A 14,548-nucleotide genomic window follows, 5' to 3' on the forward strand; every position below is an offset into this window, starting at 1 on the left:
GTTACCTCAGAACCTGCTTGCCACCGTCGACCAGCTGCGTGCCGAGCTGATCGAGAGTGATCTTGTTGGCGAAGTACTGCTGGAGGGCTGGCGTGGCGTACTTGGTCTTCCACTCCGGGTACCCGTCGGCCTGCTGGAACGGGGCGACGGTGAGGTCGGCGGCGCTGTCGGCCGCGACGTCCCAGCCCTGCTTGCCGCCGGTCACCGTGACCAGCTCCTCGTTCGCCTGCCTGCCGGTCGGCACCAGCCAGTCACCCTTGGCCAGCGCGGCCATGTTCGTCGGGTTGAGGAAGTACTCCAGGAACTGCGCGGCCTGCTTCTTGTGCGTGCTGTCCTCGGAGATCGACAGCGTCTGCGGGTTGGCCGCCTGCTTGGTGGAGAGGCCCTTGACCGGGGGCAGGGTGACCCACTCGAAGCCGGCCGGGGCCTGCTCGACCATCTGCTGGCGCAGCGACACCGAGCCGGGCAGCATCGCGTACTTGCCGCCGAAGAAGCCGGGCAGGGTGTCCGCGCCGCTCATGCCGAGCGCCTCGGGGGAGGCGGACCTGGCGGTGTAGAGCATGTCGTGGATCCGCTTCGGGATCTCCTTCTCCGCGTCGCCCACCCTGACCTCGGTGCGTCCGCCGTCGCCGTAGAAGAACCTCCCGTCGTAGTTGAGCGCCAGGTTCAGCACCCGGTTGGTCGGCGACTTCAGCGCCCACGCCACGCCGTACTGGCCGGGCTTGGTGAGTTTCTGCGCGTTGGTCTGGAACTCGTCCCAGGTCCAGCCGCCGTCCGCCGGCGGCACCGCGACACCGGCGGCGTCGAGCAGCTTCTTGTTGGCGATGACGACCTGCGACTCCAGCAGGAACGGCACGCCGGTGACCTTGCCGTCGGTGGTGGCGGTGTCCCAGATGCCCTTGTCGATCTGACCCTTGAGGTCGTCGGAGAGCAGGTCGGACAGGTCGGCCAGGTAGCCCTGCTTGCTGAACTCGCCGATCGAGGACGCCTCGTAGTGCACGATGTCCGGCGCGTCGCCACCCTCGAAGGAGGTGAGCAGCTGGTCGTGCACCGAGTTCCAGTCACCCTGGACGTACTCGACCTGGATGTCCGGGTGCTCGGCGTTCCACTTGGCGACCAGGTCCTTGTTGACCTGGAGCGACTCCTTCTGCCAGGCGAGGCTGAGGAAGCGCAGCTTGGCGGGGCCGGACGCGGCCTCGTCGTCGCCGCCGGACCCGCACGCGGTGAGCGCGCCGAGGCCGACGACCGCGACCGCGGCGGCCGCCGCGAGTCGACGGAATCGGGTACGGAGCATGAGGGGTTACCTCCTTGGTGGTGGTGGTGGGGGGGACGGATCAGCCCTTGACCGCGCCGGCGAGCGACCCGGACGAGAGCCGGCGCTGCATGAACGCGAAGAAGATCAGGCTGGGGAGGGTCGCCAGCAGCGAACCGGCGGCCAGGGGTCCCAGTCGGGCGGTGCCCTCGATGCCGACGAACCGGGCCAACGCCACCGGCAGGGTGGCCAGCTCCGGTGTCTTGATCAGCACCAGGGCGAAGAAGAACTCGTTCCAGGCCGAGATGAACGAGAACAACGCGGTCGCTACCAGGCCGGGGGCGAGCAGCGGGAAGACCACCCGCCGCAGCACCTGCACCCGGCTCGCGCCGTCGACCGAGGCGGCCTCCTCCAGCTCCCTCGGAATGTTGCGGACGAAGCCCTGGAGCATCCACAGCGCGAACGGCAGCGCCCAGACCACGTAGATCAGCACCAGTCCGGCGTGCGTGTTGGCCAGGCCGACCCGGCGCAGCACCAGGAAGATCGGGATGATCAGCAACACGAACGGGAAGAGCTGGGACAGCAGCACCCAGCCCAGCGCGGCGGTGCCGAGCCTGGAGCGGAACCGGGCCAACGCGTACGACGCCGGCATGGCGACGAGCACCGTCAGCACCGCCGAGGCGAGCGAGACCTGAAGGCTGTTGAACGCCGCCCGGCCCAGCTCCTGCTCGGTGAAGGCCTGGACGAAGTTCTGCAGTGTCGGGTTGTCCGGGATCAGCGTCGGGTGCAGGCGGACCAGCTCGCGTGGCGGTTTGAACGCCGTGGAGAGCAACCAGACCAGCGGGAACCCGAGGAAGATCAGATAGCCGGCGAGCGCGAGATATTGCAGCGTCCGGCTGGTGCGGCTCGGCTTTCCGAACATGTCAGCTCGCCTCCCTGAGCCGGCGACGGAGATAGACGGCGAGCAACGCGATGATGAGCACGACCATCACGTTGCCGAGCGCTGCCGCGTAGCCGTAGTTGCCGTAGCGGAACGCCTCCTCGTACGCGAAGAGCATCGGCAGCATGGTCTTGCCACCCGGACCACCCGCGGTCAGCACGTAGACCAGGCCGAACGAGTTGAAGTTCCAGATGAAGTCCAGCGACGTGATCGCCACGATCACCGGGGCCAGGGCGGGCAGCGTGACGTGCCGGAACCGGTGCCAGGTGCTGGCCCCGTCCACCGCCGCCGCCTCGTGCAGCTCCCGCCCCACACCCTGGAGGCCGGCGAGCAGGACGACAGTGGTCTGCGGCATTCCCGCCCAGACGCCGACGATGATCACCGCCGGCAGGGCCGTGCTGAAGTCGCCGAGCCAGTTGGTCCGCAGCCCGTCCGCGCCGAACCGGTGAAAGACCTCGTTGAGCAGGCCGGCGTCGGGGTGGTAGACGAGTTTCCAGAGGATGCCGACAACGACCGGCGGCATCGCCCACGGCACCACGGCCAGCACCCGCGCCACGCCCCGGAACCGCAACTGCTGGTTGAGCAGCAGGGCCAACCCGAGGGCGAGCAGGAACTGCAACACCGTCACCCCGACCGCCCAGAGCAGGCCGATCTTGAAAGAGTTCCAGAACAGCTCGTCGCCGAGAAGTTCCCGGTAGTTGGCCAGACCGGTGAAGCTGACCTCGACATTGCGCCCGGCGCGGGCGTCGGTGAAGCCGAGGTAGATGCCGCGCAGCAGCGGGAACACCGACAGCACCAGGATGGGCAGCAGCGACGGCAGGAGCAGCAGATAGATGGCGGTGCGGTCGGAGCGGAACCGGCTCGGCCGGCGGGCCGGCGCGGCCCGCTCGACGTCTGGCCGCTCGGTAAGGGTGGTCATGCGGTCACCCCTTCGCTGAACGGGTGGGTGGTCGGTGTGCGGGCCGGTCCGGTCTCGGTGCGAGGGGACGGCGGGGTCGTGGCGCTGGACGCGCGGACGACGAGACTCGGTGGCACCTGCTCGCGGCAGGGCGGCAGGGACGCGTCCGCCATCCGGTGCAGGAGCAGCTCGGCGGCCCGGCGACCACGCTCGGTCGAGCCGAGCGAGACGCTGGAGAGCTGCGGAAACATCATCCGGGCCAGTTCGGTGTCGTCCATGCCGACCAGGGCGACGTCCTGTGGCACCCGGCGACCGGCGACCAGCAGGGCGTGCAGCGCGCCGACCGCGATCAGGTCGTTGGCACAGACCAGGGCGTCCGGCTCGGCGCGGGCGAGCAGTCTCTCGGTGGCGGCCCGGCCGGCGACGTACTGGAAGTCGCCGACCTCGATCAGGTTCTCGTCGAGCGGGATGCCGTGGCGGGCCAGGGCGGCGCGGAACCCGCTGTCCCGGGCGGCGCCGGGGACGGTGTCGAGCGGACCGTTGACGAAGCCGATCCGTCGTCGGCCGGTGGCGACGAGATGGTCCACCGCCAGCGCCACACCGTGCCGCGAGTCGGTACGCACGTTGTCGACCGGCGCGTCCGCGCCGAGCTGACCGACGACCACCACCGGCACCGGGCTGTCCACGAGCGCGGCCAGGTGGTCGTCGGTGACCCGGATCGGCGAGATGATCATCCCGTCGACGTAGCGGTGGGCCAGCCGCCGCAGCAGGGCGGTCTCGTTGTCGATGCGCCCGCCGGTCGCGTGCACCAGCAGCTGCCGCCCGGAGCCGGCGACGACCGCCTCGATGGCGCGCATCATCTCCACGTACACCGGGTTGCCGATGTCCTCGACGGCGAGCGCGACGAGGCCGGTGCGCTGCGACTGGAGCGACCGGGCGATGGCGTTGGGCACGTAGCCCACCTCCGCCGCCGCCTCGCGGACCCGGCGGACCGTCTCGGGGCTGCCGCCGACGCCGTTGAGCACCCGCGACGCGGACGCGATGGAGACGCCGGCGCGGGCGGCGACGGTGTGCACTGTGGGCCGGCCGTCCGCCGATTCCTGTAAACGTTTACGACCCACGTTCGGCACCTCCACCCGATAGCTGTAAACGTTTCCGGGGAGTCTGCTCCGCGATCCTCCGAGAGGTCAACCACCGTTACGAAAACGTTTCCAACCCCGCCCACCCCCACCCCCACCCCCACCCCCACCCCGGCCCCCGCCCCGTTGATCATGAAGTTGTGGTCACGACACGCCGTGGCCGAAGGCAATAACTTCATGATCAACGGGGGCGGGTGGGGGCGGGCGGGGGCGGGCGGGGGTGGGCGGGGGTGGGGGCGGGGGCGGGCGGGGGTGGGGGCGAGCGGGGGGCGGCGGGGGCGGGCGGGGGTGGGCGGGGGAAGGGGTTGTTGGGCTGGGTTAGTTGGTTGTCAGCAGGCGGGCTACGGTCTCCGGCTCCGCCAGGTGCGGGAAGTGGCTGCCGGGCAGCACTGTCACGCTGACCTGCGGCAGGACGTCCGTCAGCCAGGCCAGGTAACGGGCCGGCGGCTCGGACGAGGTCAGCCAGCGGTAGCTGATCCCCCGCTCGCCGATGGACCGCAGGTCGGCCGACCGCTCGGCGACGATCTCCTGGTCCGACCCGCTGAGGATCTCGCCCCAGTAACCGAGCAGCAGGTCCGGCCGGGGATCGGTGGCGGTGTCCACCAGCTCACGCGCCTCGGCCGGCAACGACTCGATTCCCATGCCGGCCAGCATGGCGTCCCACACTCTGCGCCACTCGGGGCTGCGCAGGGTCGGCTCGGCCTGGCGGACGGCCACGCCGAACGGGCCGGGCAGCAGGATCTGGTCCAGGTTGACCACGCCCCGCGCCGGATGGCGGGCGGCGTACACGGTGGCGACCACAGCGCCGACCGAGTGGCCCACCACCACCGGCTCGGTGAGACCCGCGGCGGTCACCTGGTCGTGGACGGTTTGGGCGACCTCCGCCATCCGGTACGACTCCCGGCGGGGCGCGTCACCGTGGCCGGGCAGGTCGAGGGCGAGCACCGGCCGGTCCGGGTCGAGCGCCGCGAGTTCGCGGCGGACCGGTTCCCACTGCCGCCGGTCGAACGTGAGGCCGTGCAGCAACACCAGTGGTGGGCGGGTCGACCCGTCAGTCATCGTCGTGCCTTTCGTCGGAGCGTCTACCGACCGCGCTGGCGCGCAGCGAGTCGATGGTGAGGTCGAGGGCCGCTTCGAGGTGGTCGGTCCGCCCGGTGGACAGCAGCAGGAGCACGCCGCCCTGGATGCCGGCGAGCAGCGCCGCCGCCGTACGGTCGGCGTCCACGTCCGGGCCGATGTCCCCGGTGGCCTGCATGTGCCGGACGCCGGCGGCGATGGCGTCCTGCCAGCGCACCATGAGGCCGATCATGACAGCCTGCGCGCCCGGCGCCCGCCGCCCGGTCTGACCGAGCAGGCCGTTGAGCGGGCACTTGACCCCCTGCGCCCGGTAGCGCTCGACCAGCCGGTCGCGCCACGCCAGCCAGGTCGGCCAGGAGGTGAGGTTGCTGAGCATCGGTTCCTGGTCCAGGAGAACCTGGTCGGCCTCGTACTGGGCCACCGCCAGCAGCAATTCCTCCTTCCCGTCCGGGAAGTAGTGGAAGAGCTGCCCCTTGCTGGTGCCGGTGTGCGCCATCACGTCCTCGAGGCGTACCTCGTCGACGCCGCGCTCACGGATCTCGGTTGCCGCGCCCGCGACGATCCGCGCCCGGGTGGCCTCGCCCTTGCGGGTGAGCACTCGTGTCATGAGACCTCCGTCACCGCCTCTCCCCTCGCGCCTGCCGGTCAGACCCTAGCCCGGTTTCTGGACTTGCAGGTCCAATTTTGCCGCGCCATGGTCGGTTACGCGGTCCACTCGGGCCGACATGTGATCGAGAGGACGCCCCGATGAACCACTACTACCTGCTCGGGCGGTCCGGTCTGCGGGTCAGCCGGCTGGCGCTGGGCACCATGAACTTCGGCGTCGACGGGTTCCACGCCGCGTACGGCAAGACCGAGGAGGAGTCCGAGCCGATCTTCCGCCGGTATCTGGAGGCGGGCGGGAACTTCATCGACACGGCGGACTTCTACACCGCCGGGGAGAGCGAGAGGATCCTCGGCCGCCTGATCGACCGGGCCGGCGCGCGCGAGCGGCTGGTGCTCACCAGCAAGTTCACCAACACCGTCGACCCCGGCGACCCGAACGCGAGCGGCAACGGGCGCAAGCACATCATGCGGGCCGTGGAGGCGTCGCTGAGCCGGCTCGGCACCGACTACCTCGACCTGTACCTGCTGCACACCTGGGACCGGATCACCCCGGTCGAGGAGGTCGTGCACACCCTCGACGACCTGGTGCGCACCGGCAAGATCCGGTACGCCGGCCTCTCCGACGTGCCGGCCTGGTACGCGGCCCGCGCGCAGAGCTACGCCGAGGCGCACGGACTGGCTCCGCTGATCAACCTGCAACTGCCGTACTCCCTGGTCAACAGGGGGGTCGAGGCGGAGTTCGTGGCGATGGCGCAGAACGTGGGCATGGGGCTCACCGCGTGGAGCCCGATCGCCGGCGGCCTGCTCACCGGCAAGTACCGGCGCGGCGCCGACGGCCTGAGCGGGACCGGCCGCCTGACCACGCCGAACGCCGGAGGTCGGGAGATCAGCTCCGGCGACTGGCAGGTCGTCGAGGCCCTGGAGGGCGTGGCCGCCGACCTGGGCCGCAGCATGGCCCAGGTGGCGATCAACTGGGTCGCCACCCAGCCCGCCGTCGCCTCGGTGATCATCGGCGCGAGCAGCGCCGAGCAGGTCGCCAGCAACTTCGAGGCACTCGACTTCGAGATCCCGGCCGACGCCCGCCGCCGGCTCGACGAGGCCAGCGCGCCGAAGCTCGACCTGCCGTACGCGATGTTCACAGCGGAGTACCAGTCCTGGGTGGTCAGCCCCGGCCTGGGGATCGGGGACAAGCCGGCCGGCTACGCCCCGCCGGTCCTCAACGCCGCGACAGAGGCGGCCCGGTAGCGGGCCCGGCGCAGACCGTGGCCCGCACGTCGACGCCGTGCGGGCCACGGCGCACGCTGCCGCTCAGCATCCCGTCCCGGGACTCGACGTGGCCGTCGTCTCCCCCTCGTAGAGCGCGACGTACCGCCGGCGCAGCTCGTCGGCCCCGGCGCCGAGGGCGGCCAGGTTGAGCGTGTTGTGCCCGACGCCCAACGCCTCCGGCAGGGCGCAGACCCGCAGTGGTACGGCGTTCGCGGCGGCGATGCGGCGCGGCACGTCGAGCGCCGCCCGGAGGTCCACCACGGCGTCGAGCGGGCTGATCACGACCGCCACGGACCGCAGACCGGTTCGCCGGGGCCGCCTCGGCAGGGCCCGCGCGATCGTCAGGTACTGGGTGACGGCGGCGAGCGAGTAGCCGCGCGAGGTCACCCGGTCCGGCAGCAGGCGGCGTCCGTACAGCAGGATGATGGGCCGGACGGCGTAGGCCGGCGCCTGCCGGCGGTCCGGGCGGAAGAACGGCGACAGCAGCACCAGACGCCGCACGACGGTGCCCGGCAGCTGGGCCAGCCAGGTGGCGAGCACCGCGCCGCCGGAGATCCCCACCACCCCCACCTCGTCGCCCAGGCCCGCCGCGACCCGCAGGGCCTCCTCGGCGTACGTCGTCAGCGCGCCGACCTCGACCCGGTGGTGGGCCCGCCGGTCGACGGTCCCGTGCCGGGGAGCCCGGGGAACCCAGACGTTGTACCCCCTGTCGAAGAACTCCTGCGCCAGGTCCTCGTGCTGATCCGGCGCGACGGTGTACCCGTGCAGCAGCAGCACGACCCGCTCGGTCGGGAAACCGTGGTTCAGCAGCCGGCTGCGCGACTCCGGCCGGACCTCGGGGTCCGCCGCCTCGGCGGCGATGACGGCTTCGGCGGCCCGGGTGGCGGCGGCGAAGTCCAGCGGTCGCGCCGGCACGGGACCGGGGCGCGGACGGGGCACCGGCCAGAGCCAGAGCCCGCCGATCGCCACACCCACCAGCGCCAACCCGCCGACCACCTGCGCGACGATCTCCGGCATGGGCCCGATGCTGGCAGGGCCGGCGACCACCGACGGCCCGGGGGTGCGTCCGGGTGACCGGGCGCACCCCCGCCCGCTGGTTCGCCGGCGCGACGACGACCCGGAGGCCCTAGTTCGCCGCGAAGGTGACCCGGGACCGCACCTGCCGGAAGCCGGTGCGTTCCAACTCCGCCCGCACCGCGACCCGGTGGGCGTCCACGTCGGCGATCACCTCGTAGGCGCCGTCGGCGGCGAGAACCCGGACGGCCTCCGCCAGGAGTTCGGGCCGGGCCGCCTCGTCGAGCAGGCCGAGGTAGGCCAGCAGCGGGTAGCAGGCGTCGCCGAACGTCCCGGCCAGCCCGACCGGCTCACCGTCGCGCACCGCGACCCGCCAGCGCTCGGTCGCGTCCCCGAGCCAGGCCAGGGGGTCGGTGGCGAGGTCGACGCCACCGACCGCGCTGGCGATCTCGGCGCCGGTCAGCACGTCCGGCTCGGCGATCCGGGCGACCAGGTCGTCGATCTCCGCCGTGTCGACCGGTGTACGGAATCCGTAGCGCCCGGAGGACGCCGGCAGGGGCGTGCCGGTCCACGAGCAGCGCACCCGCTCCCCCCGCTCGACCAGCCCGGCGAGCCGGGCCGCCGCCATCGGCGCCCGCACCACGGCCAGCACCTCGGGGCGACGCCGCCAGTGTGCCGGCAGGGCCGCGTAGTACGGGTGGGGGCCGCCGAGCGCGAGGTGGGCGGCGCGCAGCAGGTCGGCGCCCACCTCCGGCTCGGCGTCGAGGTCGAACCGCTCCAACCACGGGGCGCCCACGGCGCCCGGTGGCCGCAGCCACGCGGCCCGGCCGACCACCCGGCCGGCGCGCAGCGCGACCCAGGTCGTCTCGGGTCGGTAACCGCCACCGGCGATGCCGTCGGCGTAGGCGACCTGTCGCAGGTCGGGCAGCGGATCGGGCATGGAGTCGAACACGTGTTCCTCGCCCGCGACGAGCGGACGAATGACCAGATCAGACATGGCGTGGTCCTCCGGGAGACGGGCGCCCCGGGTCAGATCCGCGCGGACGCCGGAGCGCGGAGGGGGCGCAGAACATCGGACATTGCTCTGACCTCCTCCCGGCTCGACGGCGTGCCGACGACCCTACGCGCGGTGGTCGGCGGCCCGCAACGTGCCATCAGAGCGTCGGGTTGGTCTCGGAGCCACGCTTGTGGGCTCGTTGGTCGAAGACGGTGATGCCGGCGAGGATCAGCGCCACTGTGACCGCCACGGCGACCGGCGGGAGCAGCACCATGGGAACCGCACCCACGACCAGCGCCGCCACGCCGACGAACAGTGCCGGGCAACGCGGCGTGGCGCGACTGCCCTCCTCCAGGAAGCCGCGCCCGATCAGGAACAGCACCGGGCCGCCGAACACGATGACCACCAGGGCCCAGTCGATCGGCGGGTGCGGATCCTCGATGATCTGTCCGAAGCCGACGGCGGTGCAGATGATGCCGCCGACGATGAGCAGCAGGCTGTAGCTCGCCCACCGGGACAGGTGGATCCCCTCCCCGCTCAGGGAGGAAGCGTCTCCGGACTGGACGTGGAAGAAGTAGATCCGCCAGAAGGCGACGACCGTCACGAACGAGGCGACGAGCGTGATCGTCCCGTCCCGCGAGAAGCCCGGGAAGCTGACGGCGGCACCGGCTTCGAGCACCACCTCGGCGAGCGCGATCATGAAGAACTGGTTGTACCGCTCGGCGAGATGCACCTGCGAGACGCTGACCCCCAGCGAGGCGAGCTGTGGCCCGCCCATCCGGGGCAGCGGATAGGTGATGGCGGCGCCGACCAGCTCGATGGCGAGCGCGAGCGTCCAGAAGACGCCCCGCCCCAGCCCACCGCTGATGCCGCCGCTGATCCAGAGCACACCGGACGCCACGTGCCAGGTGAGCACCCGGATCGAGAACGCCTGCACCGGGTGGCCGCGCAGGGCCAAGGCCAGGAAGAGCGGTCGGCCGACCTGGATGATCACGTACGTGCAGGAGAAGACGACGCCGCGTTGGCCGAACGCCTGCGGCAACGAGACCGCCAGCACCAGCGTGCCGAACATCGTCACCAGCAGGAATGCCTGGAGTTCGGGACGTCGGGGGTCGTACGTGCTGGCCAGCAACGCGTTCAGCGACCAGATCATCCACATCGCCGTGAAGAAGAGGACGGTCTGGCCCGCCTCGGAGAGCAACGTCTGCCGGACGATGGTCAGATCGTCCGCCACCCGCCCGGCGAGGCGGGCGAGCGCGAAGACGTAGACGATGTCGAAGAGCAGTTCAAGGACTGTCGCCGAGTTCGGGCTGCGACTGTCGCCGAACCCCCGGAACATGGTGCGCGTCAGCACGGAGCCTCCTCGCCGACCGGCCCACCTGGTCCTTATCTGCGTATTTTATCCATCTTTCTTCCCTCCGGGTCGCCGATGGCGGATACCCGCTCGCTGGTCCGCCGGAGCATCCGGGCCGTCACGTGGCGGTAGGAGCGCGGGTCGACGGGGAACAGCCACTGCCGGGCCCGCGTCAGCGGACCCAGGTTGAGCCCGAGTTCGTCGAGCACCTCGTCGATGTTGTGCATGGAGAACGGAATGATGGCGGTGCCCCGGGCGTGCCGTCCCCCGGTGCGCGCCGTCATCCACGCCAGCCGGGCGCGCACCTCCGCACGCATCACGTCCTCGGGCGGCAGGGTGATCCCGCCGCGCAGGTACGCGGCCGTCCAGACCGCCGCCATCTCCGCGCTGAGCGGGCTGAAGAACGACGAGTTGTAGCCGGCGAAGGTCAGACGCGGCACGCCGATCGGCAGGATCTGCCGGTGGAGCAGGAAGTTGCCCGCCTCGTCCTGGAGCCGGGCCCGCACCGCCTCGTCGAGGAACGGCACCTGCTGGCGGAAGCCGATGCCGCAGATCACCAGGTCGGCGGTGAGCACGGTGCCGTCGGCCAGGCGGGCTGCCGGTCGGCCGCCGTCGACGAGCAACTCCGTGATCGTCTGGTCCCGGTGCACGGTGATGCGCCCGTCGGCGACCCGCTCGAAGAACCCCTCCGTCACCAGACTGACGGTGCTGCGGGCGATGTCCTCGAAGGCGCCGTCCGGAACCAGACCCAACTGGCGCAGCCTGAGCTGCCGGGTCGCGACCGCGCCGACACCGTCGACCATGCTCCGGCGCAGACCGTCGCCCGGCCCGTGCAGGAACCGCTCGAAACCCCTCAGACGCAGGTAGCGGAACAACGCCTCACCCATCCGGGTGAGCAGCAGGTACTTGTAGTTGAGCACGCCGCCGAGCTTCCGGGGCATCTTCCAGAGCAGTCCACGGGCCACGACGTGGGTAGCGGCGGCGACCTCGCTCACCGGGACCGTCACGTCGCACGCGGACTTCCCGTAACCGACGACGAGGACGTTGCGGCCGCGGGCCTCCTCGACGTCGTGGAACTCGCCCGCCGCCAGCACCCGCCCGCCGGCGGCGGCGAAGGCGGCGTGACCGTCGAAGGTGGGGACGAGGGGGTCGGAGAAGATGCCGTTGGCGACGACCAGGTGGTCGTACCGTTCCATCGTCAGCGGCTCCGGCGCGCCGGCCGGCCGCGACGAGATCAACCACCCGGTCTCGTGGTTGACGAGTTCGGCGGAGACGACCTCGGTGGACAGGCGCAGCGCGTCGGCCAGCCCGAACGTCTCGACGTAACTCTCCAGGTACCGCTGGACCTGCGCGCCGGACGGCCACTGCGGGTAGTCGGCGGGCATCGGCAGGTCGGACAGGTGATAGGTGCCCTTGTCGTTCTGTGTGTGCAGGCCCGGATAACGACGGGTGCGGCTCCACACCCCACCGACGTCCGGCGCCTTCTCGAACACGGTGACGTCGAACCCGCCCTGTCGCAACACCTTGGCCGCGCTCAGGCCGGCGAATCCCGCGCCGACCACGGCAATCCTCATGGTCTCCTCCGCTGTGGGTGAACCGCCGCCGGGCACCACGCCCGCGGTGGTCGCACGCTAACGAGCAGGCCGGGAAGGTCGCTATCCGCGCCGCGCAGCCACTGTCCGCCGTACGCGGCAGCGAGGTTCTCCCTGTCGGGTGGACGGCTTTGCGGTCGTGTCGGCCCGGTCGCGCCGTAGGGTCGGCGCAGCAGGGCGCCCGGAGGTGTCGGATGGATGCGGTGACGGTCCGGACGGACGACGTCGACCGGGCTCGGGCCGAGGTGGGCCGGGTCTTCTGTCCGCACCGGCTCACCCCGGAGGCGGGCGTACGCGGCATCCACCTGCGGATGGCGGCCCGCCGGGCGGGCGGGGTGGGGGTCATCGACCTCGACTACGGGCAGGCGGTCCGCATCCAGCCGCCCGCGCTGGAGAGCTTCTACCTCGTCCAGGTCCCCACCGCCGGCAGCACAGTGGTCCGGCACGCCGGTCAGACGGTGACCTCGACGCCCGACCTCGCCTCGGTGCTGTCCCCGTACGACTCCTCGGACATGCGGTGGTCGGCGGGGTCGCCGCACCGGATCTTCTACGCCGACCGGCGGGCCGTCGACCGGGAACTCGCCCGTCTCCTGGGCCGTCCGGTGGACGAGCCGGTCCGCCTCGACGTCGGCATGGTGACGACCACTCCCTCCGCTCGGGCGTGGGCGCGCGGGGTGGCGTTCCTCGCCGACGAGTTGTCGCAGCCGGCGGAGGCGTCCCTGTTCGACGATCCGCAGGTCGCCGACCGCCTCGCCCAGGGGCTCATCGGCCACCTGCTGCTCGCCCACCGGCACAGCCACTCCGACCTGCTCGTCGAGCCGGGCCACCAGCCCCACCCCGGGCGCCTCGTCCGCCGGGCCTGCGCCCTCATCTCCGACCACCACGGCGAGGCCCTGACGGTCGGCGACATCGCCGAGGCGCTGCGGGTGAGCGTACGCAGCCTGCAGGACTGCTTCCGCCGGGAGCTGCACACCACCCCGACGGCGTACCTGCGGGCCTGCCGCCTCGACGCGGCGCACCGGACGCTCCGCTCGGCCGCGCCGGGAACGTCGGTGACCACCGTCGCCCTCCAGCACGGTTTCCTGCACCTCGGCCGGTTCGCGACCGAGTACCGGAACCGCTTCGGCGAGGCGCCGTCGGCGACACTGCGTCGCTGACGAGCGCACCGACGCCCGCGGCACCGCCGGCGAAACTGTTATCCCGGCGGGGCCGGCGAGTCTCCTGAGGGGAGGCGGGTGACGGGGTTCGTCGGTCACCGCCGCAGGACGTAGCGATGTGACCACGCGAAGGAGTCGAGACGATGCGCGTAACCGGCCAGGGTCCAGCGGACACCGCGAGGGGAGCCCGGGGCCTCCACGCGGACCCCCGACGCGGGCTGCTCGGCCGCCTTCCGACGAGCGCGAAGCGTCTGTTGTGGCCCCTCGCCGTCGCGGCCCTGGTGGCCGTACTCGTGACCGGTGTGGTCGTCGTGATCCAGCCGACCGGGCCGACGCCCGCCCCGGCGGCGACGCAGGCGGTCGACGCGGCGCCGTCCGCGAGCCCGCTGCCCGGCACACCCGCCGCGACCGCACCCCCCACCGCCACGGCGGGCCCGACCGGGACGAGCCCGACGCCGACGCCGACGGCGAGGCCGACGAGCAGCCGTCCGGTGGCCCCGGCGGCCCCCGCCGTGACGTCCCGGCGTAAGGGTGTCGGCGTGTGGACGTTCGACGGCGTCAACCAGGCGCTGGCCAACTCCGGGGCGAGTTGGTACTACACCTGGGACGTGAAGCACCAGGGTGTCACCAGCCCGTCGGGCACCGAGTTCGTCCCGATGATCTGGGGGGCGAAGAGCGTCACCGCGAGCAACCTGCGAGAGGCCAGGCAGAACGGCCGCTACCTGCTCGGCTTCAACGAGCCGGACATGACCGGCCAGGCCGAGATGACGGTGGAGCAGGCGTTGGAGCTGTGGCCGCAGCTGGAGGCCACCGGCCTACCGCTGGGCAGCCCGGCGGTGGCCTGGGGCGGGGACCGGCCGGGCGAGTGGCTCGACCGTTTCATGAGCGGCGCGAAGCAGCGCGGCTACCGGGTCGACTTCATCGCCCTGCACTGGTACGGCGGCGACTTCACCACCGCCAACGCGGTCAACCAGCTCAGGTCGTACCTCCAGGCCGTGCACGACCGTTACCGGCTGCCGATCTGGCTCACCGAGTTCGCCCTGATCGACTTCTCCGACGGCGTGCGCTTCCCGACCCAGGCGCAGCAGGCCGCGTTCCTCACCGCGGCGACGAGGATGCTCGGCGGCCTGTCCTGGCTGCACCGCTACGCGTGGTTCGGCCTGCCCGCCACGGACAAGGACCAGACCGGGCTCTTCCGCACCGGCGGCACGGCGACCGCCGTCGGCCGCGCCTACCAGGCGGCCCGCTGACCACCG

General features: G+C 71.9%; 13 protein-coding genes. 3 read left to right on the plus strand and 10 right to left on the minus strand.

Annotated features, from left to right (window positions below; all coding sequences use genetic code 11):
• Position 1 precedes the first annotated feature (1 nt).
• The 6 genes from O7634_RS28075 to O7634_RS28100 all read right to left on the minus strand — a co-directional run bounded on the left by O7634_RS28075 (position 2) and on the right by O7634_RS28100 (position 5,913).
• Positions 2-1,294 carry a sugar ABC transporter substrate-binding protein gene (locus tag O7634_RS28075; protein WP_278153133.1) on the minus strand — a complete coding sequence of 431 codons (1,293 nt, stop codon included), beginning with the start codon at positions 1,292-1,294 and terminating at the stop codon, positions 2-4.
• 40 nt (positions 1,295-1,334) lie between these two features.
• Positions 1,335-2,174 carry a carbohydrate ABC transporter permease gene (locus O7634_RS28080; RefSeq protein ID WP_278153134.1) on the minus strand — a complete coding sequence of 280 codons (840 nt, stop codon included), beginning with the start codon at positions 2,172-2,174 and terminating at the stop codon, positions 1,335-1,337.
• A gap of 1 nt (position 2,175) precedes the next feature.
• Positions 2,176-3,111, minus strand: coding sequence for a sugar ABC transporter permease (locus O7634_RS28085; RefSeq protein ID WP_278153135.1), 936 nt, complete (start codon positions 3,109-3,111; stop codon positions 2,176-2,178).
• Positions 3,108-4,211, minus strand: a complete 1,104-nt coding sequence (locus tag O7634_RS28090; RefSeq protein ID WP_278153136.1) for a LacI family DNA-binding transcriptional regulator — start codon at positions 4,209-4,211, stop codon at positions 3,108-3,110. Before O7634_RS28090 ends, O7634_RS28085 begins: the two co-directional genes overlap by 4 nt.
• A gap of 336 nt (positions 4,212-4,547) precedes the next feature.
• A complete protein-coding gene (locus O7634_RS28095; protein ID WP_278153137.1) occupies positions 4,548-5,288 on the minus strand; it encodes an alpha/beta hydrolase in 741 nt (246 codons plus the stop codon).
• Positions 5,281-5,913 (minus strand): TetR/AcrR family transcriptional regulator, encoded by a 633-nt coding sequence (locus tag O7634_RS28100; RefSeq protein ID WP_278153138.1) that lies wholly within the window; start codon positions 5,911-5,913, stop codon positions 5,281-5,283. Before O7634_RS28100 ends, O7634_RS28095 begins: the two co-directional genes overlap by 8 nt.
• 140 nt (positions 5,914-6,053) lie before the next feature.
• On the opposite strand from O7634_RS28100, the gene O7634_RS28105 reads away from it, so the two are divergent.
• Positions 6,054-7,157: an aldo/keto reductase gene (locus O7634_RS28105; RefSeq protein ID WP_278153139.1), complete on the plus strand. Its 1,104-nt coding sequence runs from the start codon at positions 6,054-6,056 to the stop codon at positions 7,155-7,157.
• Between the two features lie 63 nt (positions 7,158-7,220).
• On the opposite strand, the gene O7634_RS28110 is transcribed toward O7634_RS28105, so the two are convergent.
• From O7634_RS28110 to O7634_RS28125, 4 genes are all read right to left on the minus strand, one after another.
• Positions 7,221-8,195 carry an alpha/beta fold hydrolase gene (locus tag O7634_RS28110; protein WP_278153140.1) on the minus strand — a complete coding sequence of 325 codons (975 nt, stop codon included), beginning with the start codon at positions 8,193-8,195 and terminating at the stop codon, positions 7,221-7,223.
• A gap of 109 nt (positions 8,196-8,304) precedes the next feature.
• A complete protein-coding gene (locus O7634_RS28115) occupies positions 8,305-9,189 on the minus strand; it encodes an acetyltransferase (protein WP_278153141.1) in 885 nt (294 codons plus the stop codon).
• Positions 9,190-9,346: 157 nt separating this feature from the next.
• Positions 9,347-10,543 (minus strand): low temperature requirement protein A, encoded by a 1,197-nt coding sequence (locus tag O7634_RS28120; protein ID WP_278153142.1) that lies wholly within the window; start codon positions 10,541-10,543, stop codon positions 9,347-9,349.
• 32 nt (positions 10,544-10,575) lie between these two features.
• Complete coding sequence (locus O7634_RS28125; RefSeq protein WP_278153143.1) at positions 10,576-12,117, minus strand: NAD(P)/FAD-dependent oxidoreductase; 1,542 nt, start codon at positions 12,115-12,117, stop codon at positions 10,576-10,578.
• Positions 12,118-12,329: 212 nt separating this feature from the next.
• Here O7634_RS28125 and O7634_RS28130 point away from each other — a divergent pair, with 212 nt between their 5' ends.
• Positions 12,330-13,292 carry an AraC family transcriptional regulator gene (locus O7634_RS28130; RefSeq protein ID WP_278153144.1) on the plus strand — a complete coding sequence of 321 codons (963 nt, stop codon included), beginning with the start codon at positions 12,330-12,332 and terminating at the stop codon, positions 13,290-13,292.
• Between the two features lie 254 nt (positions 13,293-13,546).
• Positions 13,547-14,542: a glycoside hydrolase family protein gene (locus O7634_RS28135; protein WP_278153145.1), complete on the plus strand. Its 996-nt coding sequence runs from the start codon at positions 13,547-13,549 to the stop codon at positions 14,540-14,542.
• Positions 14,543-14,548 lie beyond the last annotated feature (6 nt).

The sequence above is a fragment of the Micromonospora sp. WMMD1120 genome (genome assembly GCF_029626235.1).
Classification (GTDB): domain Bacteria; phylum Actinomycetota; class Actinomycetes; order Mycobacteriales; family Micromonosporaceae; genus Micromonospora.

Coding starts and splice junctions, on each gene's coding strand:
- O7634_RS28085 (WP_278153135.1), bottom strand. CDS start 3,111: ATGACCACCCTTACCGAGCGGCCAGACGTCGAGCGGGCCGCGCCGGCC.
- O7634_RS28115 (WP_278153141.1), bottom strand. CDS start 9,189: ATGTCTGATCTGGTCATTCGTCCGCTCGTCGCGGGCGAGGAACACGTG.
- O7634_RS28125 (WP_278153143.1), bottom strand. CDS start 12,117: ATGAGGATTGCCGTGGTCGGCGCGGGATTCGCCGGCCTGAGCGCGGCC.
- O7634_RS28095 (WP_278153137.1), bottom strand. CDS start 5,288: ATGACTGACGGGTCGACCCGCCCACCACTGGTGTTGCTGCACGGCCTC.
- O7634_RS28130 (WP_278153144.1), top strand. CDS start 12,330: ATGGATGCGGTGACGGTCCGGACGGACGACGTCGACCGGGCTCGGGCC.
- O7634_RS28100 (WP_278153138.1), bottom strand. CDS start 5,913: ATGACACGAGTGCTCACCCGCAAGGGCGAGGCCACCCGGGCGCGGATC.
- O7634_RS28080 (WP_278153134.1), bottom strand. CDS start 2,174: ATGTTCGGAAAGCCGAGCCGCACCAGCCGGACGCTGCAATATCTCGCG.
- O7634_RS28075 (WP_278153133.1), bottom strand. CDS start 1,294: ATGCTCCGTACCCGATTCCGTCGACTCGCGGCGGCCGCCGCGGTCGCG.
- O7634_RS28110 (WP_278153140.1), bottom strand. CDS start 8,195: ATGCCGGAGATCGTCGCGCAGGTGGTCGGCGGGTTGGCGCTGGTGGGT.
- O7634_RS28105 (WP_278153139.1), top strand. CDS start 6,054: ATGAACCACTACTACCTGCTCGGGCGGTCCGGTCTGCGGGTCAGCCGG.